The sequence below is a fragment of the uncultured Ruminococcus sp. genome (assembly GCA_902785355.1).
Taxonomy (GTDB): Bacteria; Bacillota; Clostridia; order Oscillospirales; family Acutalibacteraceae; genus Ruminococcoides.
This window is the reverse complement of record CACZYF010000054.1, coordinates 1-8,355: the sequence shown is the minus strand read 5'-3', so window position 1 is coordinate 8,355 and position 8,355 is coordinate 1. Positions and strand designations below refer to the sequence as shown.

The following is an 8,355-nucleotide window of genomic DNA, read 5'->3' as shown; positions in this document are numbered from 1 at the left end:
GACCGATGGTCGCCCCTACGGCGGGAGCAAGCCCCCGCCCTACAACTCTATGCAACGTTTATACAATTCCTAATTCCTCATTCCTAACTCCTCACTCCTCCTCGTCGTCACCGGTTTAGCGCTTTAAAACTTGCAATAAGTAAAGCGTTTTGCAAGTTATATTTCCATTTTAGAAATTCAGCTCACCTGTTTGAATACTATTTTTCCTCAAAAGAATACTGGTTTCCGAGGTTAGCAATAGCTAACTAAAAACACCGTAAAAAACTGCATTTTTTACCGCTTTTTGCACGAAAAAATTGCGTTATTTTATAGACAATCCCGCTGAAATATGCTATATTATTAAGGTAAGTAACCATAGCTTCCGCTATGAATTTTCTGCTACAATTCACTTACATCATCATTCATTAAGGAGGAATAAAGATGCTTAAGAAAATCAGCACTCTGCCTTTTCAGGGTACGCCTGAGCAGGAAGCGAAGCTGAAGGAAGTCATCGCGAACCACAAGGATGATCCGGGCGCAGTCATGCCTGTACTGCAGGAGGCTCAGGATATCTACGGCTATCTGCCGATCGAGGTCCAGCAGATGATTGCGGAGGGTCTCGACGTACCGATCGACGAGGTTTACGGCGTAGCTACCTTCTACAGCCAGTTCGCTCTGTCCCCCAAGGGCAAGTACAACATCAGCGTATGCCTGGGTACCGCCTGCTACGTCAAGGGCTCCGGCGACGTACTGAACCGCCTCTCCCAGGAGCTGGGTATCGAGGCTGAGGAGTGTACCATGGACGGTAACTTCTCCCTGACTGCATGCCGCTGCATCGGCGCCTGCGGTCTGGCTCCCGTTATGACGGTCAACGACGACGTTTACGGCCGTCTGGTAGCCGACGACGTTCCCTCGATCCTCGCGAAGTACAAGGAAGCGTAATGAGAGAGCTATCCCTGAACGTCATGGACGTGGCGCAGAACTCGGTTCGCGCCGAGGCTGATCTGGTCACCGTCAAGGTAGAGGAAAGCGATAAGGACGACTTCCTCACCATCACCATCGCCGACAACGGCTGCGGCATGACGCAGGAACAGGTACAACAGGTCATCGATCCGTTCTTTACCACGCGTACCACGCGCAAGGTCGGGCTGGGCGTGCCGCTGTTCAAGCTGAGCGCCGAGCAGACGGGCGGCAGCTTTGACATACAGAGCGAGAAGGGCGTGGGCACCACCACGACCGCTACCTATGTCAAGTCGCATGTCGATATGACCCCGCTGGGGGACATCAACGACACCATGAAGATCCTGATACAGTGCAATCCCGAGATTGACTTCATCTTCATCCACAGCACCGACAACGGCAGCTTCACCCTTGACACAAGGGAGCTTAGAGAGGTGCTCGGCGATGTGAGCCTCGACACCCCCGACGTTCTGGAATGGATCGCGGATTATTTAGAAGAAAACACTAAGAGCATATATGGAGGTGCGTAAAAATGAAATCTTTAGCTGAGTTAAAGGCTATCAGAGACAGAGCGCAGGCTGAAATGAATATGAGAAAAGAGAACCCCAACGCCGCGCGCGTTCTGGTCGGTATGGCTACCTGCGGTATCGCGGCAGGCGCAAGACCCGTTCTCAATGCCTTTGTAGAAGAGATCGCGAAGCGCGGTCTCAAGGACGTAACCGTCACCCAGACAGGCTGTATCGGTATCTGCCAGTATGAGCCCGTCGTAGAAGTCGAGATCCCCGGCGAGGAAAAGGTCACATACGTCAAGATGACCCCCGAGAAGGCGGTCAAGGTCGTCAACGATCATCTCGTCAATCACAACGTAGTTACCGAGTACACCATCGGAACTGCTACCAAATAAGGAGGACTCTGAATGTATCGTTCTAATGTGCTTGTTTGCGGCGGTACCGGCTGTACCTCGTCAAACAGCTTACAGATAGCTGAAAAGCTCAAGGAAGAGCTCGTCAACAAGGGACTCGATAAGGAAGTCAACGTCATCACCACCGGCTGCTTCGGTCTGTGCGCGCTGGGTCCGATCATGGTTGTCTATCCCGAGGGCTCCTTCTACTCGATGGTCAAGATCGAGGATATCCCCGAGATCGTTGAGGAGCATCTGAACAAGGGTCGTATCGTCACCCGCCTCCTGTATCAGGAGACCGTCGAGAACGACACCATCAAATCCCTGAACAAAACCGCTTTCTACGAGAAGCAGAAGCGTGTCGCGCTGCGTAACTGCGGCGTCATCGATCCCGAGAAGATCGACGATTATATCGCTCAGGACGGTTATGCCGCTCTGGGTAAGGTCCTCACCGAGATGACCCCCGAGGAGGTCATCCAGACCATGCTCGACTCAGGGCTCAGAGGCCGCGGCGGCGCGGGCTTCCCCACCGGTCTGAAGTGGAAGTTCGCACGCGGCAACGACGCCGACCAGAAGTACGTTTGCTGTAATGCCGACGAGGGCGACCCCGGCGCGTTCATGGACCGTTCCGTTCTCGAGGGCGATCCTCACGTCGTACTGGAGGCTATGGCGATCGCCGGCTACGCGATCGGCGCTTCTCAGGGCTACATCTACGTCCGTGCCGAGTACCCCATCGCCGTTAAGCGTCTGCAGATCGCGATCGATCAGGCGCACGAGTACGGCCTCCTGGGCGACGACATCTTCGGCACCGGCTTCAATTTCGATATCAAGATCCGTCTGGGCGCAGGCGCGTTCGTCTGCGGCGAGGAGACCGCTCTGATGACCTCTATCGAGGGTAAGCGCGGTGAGCCCCGTCCCCGTCCTCCGTTCCCGGCGGTCAAGGGTCTGTACAGAAAGCCCACCACCCTCAACAACGTTGAGACCTACGCCAACATCCCCCAGATCATCTTAAAGGGCGCCGACTGGTTCGCCTCCATGGGTACCGAGAAATCCAAGGGTACCAAGGTATTCGCTCTGGGCGGTAAGATCAACCACACCGGTCTGGTCGAGGTTCCCATGGGTACCACCCTGCGAACCATCATCGAAGAGATCGGCGGCGGCATCCCCGGCGGCAAGAAGTTCAAGGCGGCTCAGACCGGCGGTCCCTCCGGCGGCTGTATCCCCGCTCAGCACCTCGACATCGAGATCGACTACGATAACCTGCTCTCAATCGGCTCCATGATGGGCTCCGGCGGTCTGATCGTAATGGACGAGACCGACTGTATGGTCGATATCGCGAAGTTCTTCCTCGAGTTCACCGTCGACGAGAGCTGCGGTAAGTGTACTCCCTGCCGTATCGGTACCAAGAGACTGCTCGAGATGCTCGAGAAGATCACCAAGGGTCAGGGCAGCCTCGAGATGCTCGACGAGATGGAGGAGCTGTGCAACTACATCAAGGCGAACTCCCTGTGCGGCTTAGGCCAGACCGCTCCCAACCCCGTGCTCTCTACCCTGCACTTCTTCCGTGACGAGTATGTCGCTCACGTTGTCGACAAGAAGTGCCCCGCAGGCGTATGTAAGGACCTGCTCGAATACACCATCATCAAGGACAGCTGCATGGGCTGCTCCCTGTGCTCCCGCAAGTGCCCGGTCGGCGCGATCTCTGTCACCGACTACATCCCCGAGGGCAAGAAGAGACCCGCCTTCGAGATCGACCATAGCAAGTGCATCAAGTGCGGCGCTTGTATGGATTCTTGTAAGTTCAAGGCTATCATCAAGGGCTAAGGGAAAGGAGAACATTCATGGAAATGCTTAACATCAAAATCAACGGTAAAGACTATACCGTTGAGAAGAATACTACCATTCTGGAAGCGTGCCATAAGTTCGGTATCAAGATCCCGACCTTGTGCTACCTGAAGGACATCAACGAGATCGGCGCCTGCCGTATGTGCCTCTGCGAGGTCAAGGGCGCTCGTTCCTTAGTCGCGGCTTGCGTTTATCCGATCGACCGTGAGGGCACCGAGATCTTCACCAACACCCCCGCGATCCGTCAGAACCGTAAGACCACTCTGGAGCTGCTGCTCTCTAACCACGACAAGAAGTGCCTGTCCTGTCCGCGTTCCGATAACTGCGAGCTGCAGACCCTCTGCCTCGAGTACGGCGTAGACGAGACCAGGTTCCAGGGCGCCGAGACTCACTATGAGGAGGATCACTCCACCCTGCACCTCGTTCGCAACAACAACAAGTGTATCCTCTGCCGCCGCTGCGTTGCTGCTTGTAAAGAGCAGTATGTCGGCGTTATCGGCGCCAACAACCGCGGCTTCGATACCGCGATCGGCTGTGCGTTCGATATGCCTCTGGGCGATGTATCCTGTGTAAGCTGCGGTCAGTGTACCGTCGTCTGCCCGACCGGCGCGCTGGTCGAGAAGGATAACACCGCCGAGGTCTTCAAGGCGCTGGCTGACGAGACCAAGCATGTTGTCGTCCACACCGCTCCCTCCATCCGCGCTACCCTCGGCGAATGCTTCGGCATGCCGATCGGCTCCTGCGTCACCGGCAAGATGGTCGCGGCGCTCAAGATGCTGGGCTTCGACAAGGTATTCGACACCAACTTCGGCGCTGACCTCACCATCATGGAAGAGGGTACCGAGTTCATCCAGAGAGTGAAGAACGGCGGCGTGCTGCCGATGATCACCTCCTGCTCCCCCGGCTGGGTCAAGTTCTGTGAGCATTATTATCCCGACCTGATCCCGCACCTGTCCACCTGTAAATCCCCGCAGCAGATGCAGGGCGCTATGATCAAGAGCTACTACGCCGAGAAGGCGGGCATCGATCCGAAGGACATCGTGGTCGTTTCCGTCATGCCCTGCGTTGCAAAGAAGTTCGAGATCAAGCGTGACGATCAGGGTCGCGACGGTATGCAGGACAACGATATCTCCATCACCACCCGCGAGCTCGCGAAGATGATCAAGAGCGCCGGTATCCAGTTTACCGACCTCCCCGACGAGGAGTTTGACCCGATCATGGGTATCGGCTCCGGTGCGGGCACCATCTTCGGCGCTACCGGCGGCGTTATGGAGGCTGCGCTGAGAACTGTCGCCGACGTTCTGACCGGCGAGGATCTCAAGCAGATCGACTACAAAGAGGTTCGCGGTACCGACGGTATCAAGGAAGCGACCTACGATGTAGCCGGCATGAACGTAAAGGTTGCCGTATGCAGCGGTCTGAAGAACGCGGCTGAGGTTCTCGATAAGGTAAGAGCCGGTGAGGCTGATTACCAGTTCATCGAGATCATGTGCTGCCCCGGCGGCTGCGTCAACGGCGGCGGTCAGCCGATCCAGCCCGGTCATGTGCGTAACTTCACCGACCTTAAGGCTCTCAGAGCCAAGGCGCTGTATCAGGACGACCTCGACCTGCCCTACAGAAAGTCTCATGACAACCCCGAGATCAAGGCGATCTACGAGGAGTACCTCGGCGAGCCCGGCTCTCACAAGGCTCACGAGCTGCTGCATACCTCTTATGTAGCAAGAAAGAAAAACATCAATTGAATTGTAGCAGTTCAATAGAATGCGCCCGGGCGAAAACCGTGATATTCTTAACGGAAAAAACAGCGGCGGGGATACCCTGAAGGTTTTAAGTGCCTTCAGGGTATTTTCTTACTTAGTTTTTGTCTAACTGAAATGTGTATTGGATTACGATGGTATTGCCGCAGGTGCGGGAGTATCTGACTTCCTTTTCGTAGACGTCGATTCGCGTGATAAAGGCGCGGAGGATTTCTGGAGTGAGCTTTTCAATACTAATGTACTCTTTCGCTTTTGCGATGAAATCCTTGACGTATTTCTCTTGTAAATCAATCTCATTGATTTTCTCGTTGAGTTCGTTCAGTTTGGTGCGAATTTGAGCCTGTTCTTCCTCGTAGCCTGACGCAAGGAAATCATAGCGTTCCGGAGTGATACGACCTACAACTCTGTCCTCGTAAAGGCAGCGAATGATGTTGTCAAGCTCGTGAAGCCTTGTGGTCAACTGTGATTCTTCTTTCTCTGCCGAAGCATAATACTTTTTAGCTTCGGCTTTGCCCTTCTCGGTTGCCATTGCGTAGAACTCATCGCTGTGGCTGCTCGCCAACGCTATCATAGATTTTAACTGTGCGAGAACGATCGTATCAAGCACATGTTCCTTGATATTGTGGACAGTACATCTTGATTTTCCTCGCTGATAACCGCCGCATTGAAAGTAGTTTTTCTCAGTCGGCATTGTTTTCGAACGATGAAGATACATTCTTTTGCCACAGTCTCCGCAGTAAAGATAACCGGAATACTTGTCCATCTCGCCCTGTGTATCAGGACGTTTCCTGCCTTCAAAATGTTTCTGTACGAGGTCAAATGTCTTCCTGTCAACAATCGCTTCATGAGTATTTTCGAACACCCGGATATTTTCAGGCGAATTGTTTATGCGCTTTTTCAGTTTGTTTGACTTGGAATAAGTTTTGAAATTAACGGTATCTCCAACATAGAATGGGTTCGACAACATTTTCCTAACGCTGTTTTGCGACCATATATATGGATTATTTAAGTTCGGTTGACCGCTGCGACTTCCTGTTTTCTTGAAAGCATATACGCTCGGACAGATCACTTTTCGCTCCGCAAGCTGATTACAGATACTCCAGATTCCGATTCCGCTTGCGTATAAATCAAAGATTTCTTTTACAATCGGCGCGGTTTCAGGGTCGGGAATCCATTCCTTTGGATTATCGGGATTTCGCATATATCCGTAAGGAACAGTTGTACTTATCCTTTCCCCGCGCTCACCTTTTGAATGAATGACAGCTCTGATTTTCTTGCTCGTATCTCTGGCATAGAAATCATTGAAATAATTCTTGATGCCGGAGAAGTCACTCTCACCATGAAGGCTGTCAACGCCGTCGTTGATTGCGATAAACCGCACGTCATACTGTGGGAATGTAATCTCCATCAACATACCTGTCTGGAGATATTCTCTTCCGAGTCGGGATTGGTCTTTTACGATGACCGTACCGACCTTGCCCGCGTAAACGTCCTCCATCATCTGCTTGTAACCGGGACGGTTGAAATTTGCGCCGGAATAACCGTCGTCAACATAGTACTTACAGTTGTGCAGATTATTATCGTCCGCAAACTTCTTGGTAATGATTTTTTAATCAATTGGTTTGAATTTGTGTTTAACAATTTGAACCTTCCTTTCCGAATGCAGCCACTCTGAAATTCAAACCGAATAGGATACAGCAACAGGATACCCCAACTCGGCTTGAATGTCCAGAGATTTTGGCATTTTATTTGCAATAAAACTTTTGACCCGCCGTTGCAGAAACTTAGTTTATATATCTCAGTTTTCCAAAGGCGGATTTGGATGCAACGTAAGTGCCCTACGGGTACACGTTGCTATTTTCCGCTGATTAAATATTTGATGGTGTCACTGACGGTGGGAGCGTCATCTGTAGGGTTTACAGAAATAATCTCGTAAGTCGCGCCGTTGACCGTCATGGTAGTGGAGCTGAATAGATTCCTTCTGTAAAAATCTGTTTCGTTATTCAGAGTAATCGTGCTGAATTCTTTGTCCATAGAGTCCTTTCCTCGCCGTAGTAAATGCGGCGAATTGTTTTTATGATTTGGTTAATGTGGTAGTTGGTTTTGGAATAAAACCGATTCATATTTGGCATCAATCCCTTCATTTAATAGATTTTTTAGAGCGTCATAGAGAAGCCTTCGTCCTCATCTTCATCCTCGCTGTCATCATAATTATCGTAGTCATAATCATCAGCGCCGAAGATTTCGTGGAGGATTTCTTCTCTGGTTTTGTGTTCTTCCTGCTCAAAATCAGGCTCCTGATTGAGCGTTTCCTCTTGACTGTCGGCTGTTGCGCTGGTTATCATACCGATACCCAAACCGAGAACCGTACCGAGAGCGGAGCCGTTTTCATCGGCTTCAATACGCTTTCTGCGCTCGTCCGGGTCTTCGGAATCATTGTCAACGATTTTTGAAATCGCTCCGACAAAACTGCTGACTCCGCTGCCAATATCAGAATAGCTGTCAGCGGTTCTTTGCATTCCGGCTTTGGATAGAGCACGTTCTCGGAGATGTTGTTCGTACAACTCACATGAATCTTCCCAGCCTGTCGGCAGCTTTTCTCCACCGGGAAACTCTCTTTGATGGAGCTCACGCTCGATATTATCCTTGAGATATTTCTCGTCGTGGAGCTTAATGTCACGGCAACTCTTGCCGTTGGGACAGTGAAAGGTGAGATACTTCCTCTCATCCGTCCACGTCATATGGTATCCGAGAATAGACATGGAGCGGATAAATTCGTCTTTGCTGCCGCTGAACTCCATCGCCTTGTCGATATCATTTGCCAGCTTTTGTTTCCAGCTTTCGCCCTTCATCCTCGCGCGAAACTCTCTGGTGGACATTCTTTTGCCGCCGCCTTCGTATGGTTTGAGAACG

Annotated in this window: 7 protein-coding genes and 1 pseudogene; 5 read left to right on the top strand and 3 right to left on the bottom strand. The window is 51.9% G+C overall.

Annotation, left to right across the window (positions count from 1 at the left end; genetic code table 11):
* Window positions 1-420: 420 nt before the first annotated feature.
* The 5 genes from R2I50_RS09655 to R2I50_RS09635 are packed head-to-tail and all read left to right on the top strand — an operon-like array spanning window position 421 to window position 5,427.
* Entirely contained in the window at window positions 421-921 is a 501-nt protein-coding gene (locus R2I50_RS09655) for an NAD(P)H-dependent oxidoreductase subunit E (protein WP_186833883.1), read from the top strand.
* On the top strand, window positions 921-1,469 hold the full coding sequence (locus R2I50_RS09650; protein ID WP_316608931.1) for an ATP-binding protein: 549 nt from the start codon (window positions 921-923) through the stop codon (window positions 1,467-1,469). The genes R2I50_RS09655 and R2I50_RS09650 overlap by 1 nt, the downstream gene beginning before the upstream one ends.
* A gap of 2 nt (window positions 1,470-1,471) precedes the next feature.
* Entirely contained in the window at window positions 1,472-1,843 is a 372-nt protein-coding gene (locus R2I50_RS09645; protein WP_186833885.1) for a ferredoxin, read from the top strand.
* A 12-nt stretch (window positions 1,844-1,855) separates the two neighbouring features.
* Window positions 1,856-3,664 (top strand): NADH-quinone oxidoreductase subunit NuoF, encoded by a 1,809-nt coding sequence (gene nuoF, locus R2I50_RS09640; protein ID WP_316608930.1) that lies wholly within the window; start codon window positions 1,856-1,858, stop codon window positions 3,662-3,664.
* 17 nt (window positions 3,665-3,681) lie between these two features.
* A complete protein-coding gene (locus tag R2I50_RS09635; RefSeq protein WP_316608929.1) occupies window positions 3,682-5,427 on the top strand; it encodes an NADH-dependent [FeFe] hydrogenase, group A6 in 1,746 nt (581 codons plus the stop codon).
* Window positions 5,428-5,539: 112 nt separating this feature from the next.
* Here the strand turns inward: R2I50_RS09635 and R2I50_RS09630 are convergent, their stop codons facing one another.
* From R2I50_RS09630 to R2I50_RS09620, 3 genes and pseudogenes are all read right to left on the bottom strand, one after another.
* Window positions 5,540-7,045 carry a recombinase family protein gene (locus R2I50_RS09630; protein WP_316608932.1) on the bottom strand — a complete coding sequence of 502 codons (1,506 nt, stop codon included), beginning with the start codon at window positions 7,043-7,045 and terminating at the stop codon, window positions 5,540-5,542.
* A 251-nt stretch (window positions 7,046-7,296) separates the two neighbouring features.
* Window positions 7,297-7,476, bottom strand: coding sequence for a hypothetical protein (locus R2I50_RS09625; protein ID WP_316608928.1), 180 nt, complete (start codon window positions 7,474-7,476; stop codon window positions 7,297-7,299).
* A gap of 122 nt (window positions 7,477-7,598) precedes the next feature.
* Window positions 7,599-8,355: pseudogene (locus R2I50_RS09620) on the bottom strand (hypothetical protein); the annotation flags it as partial.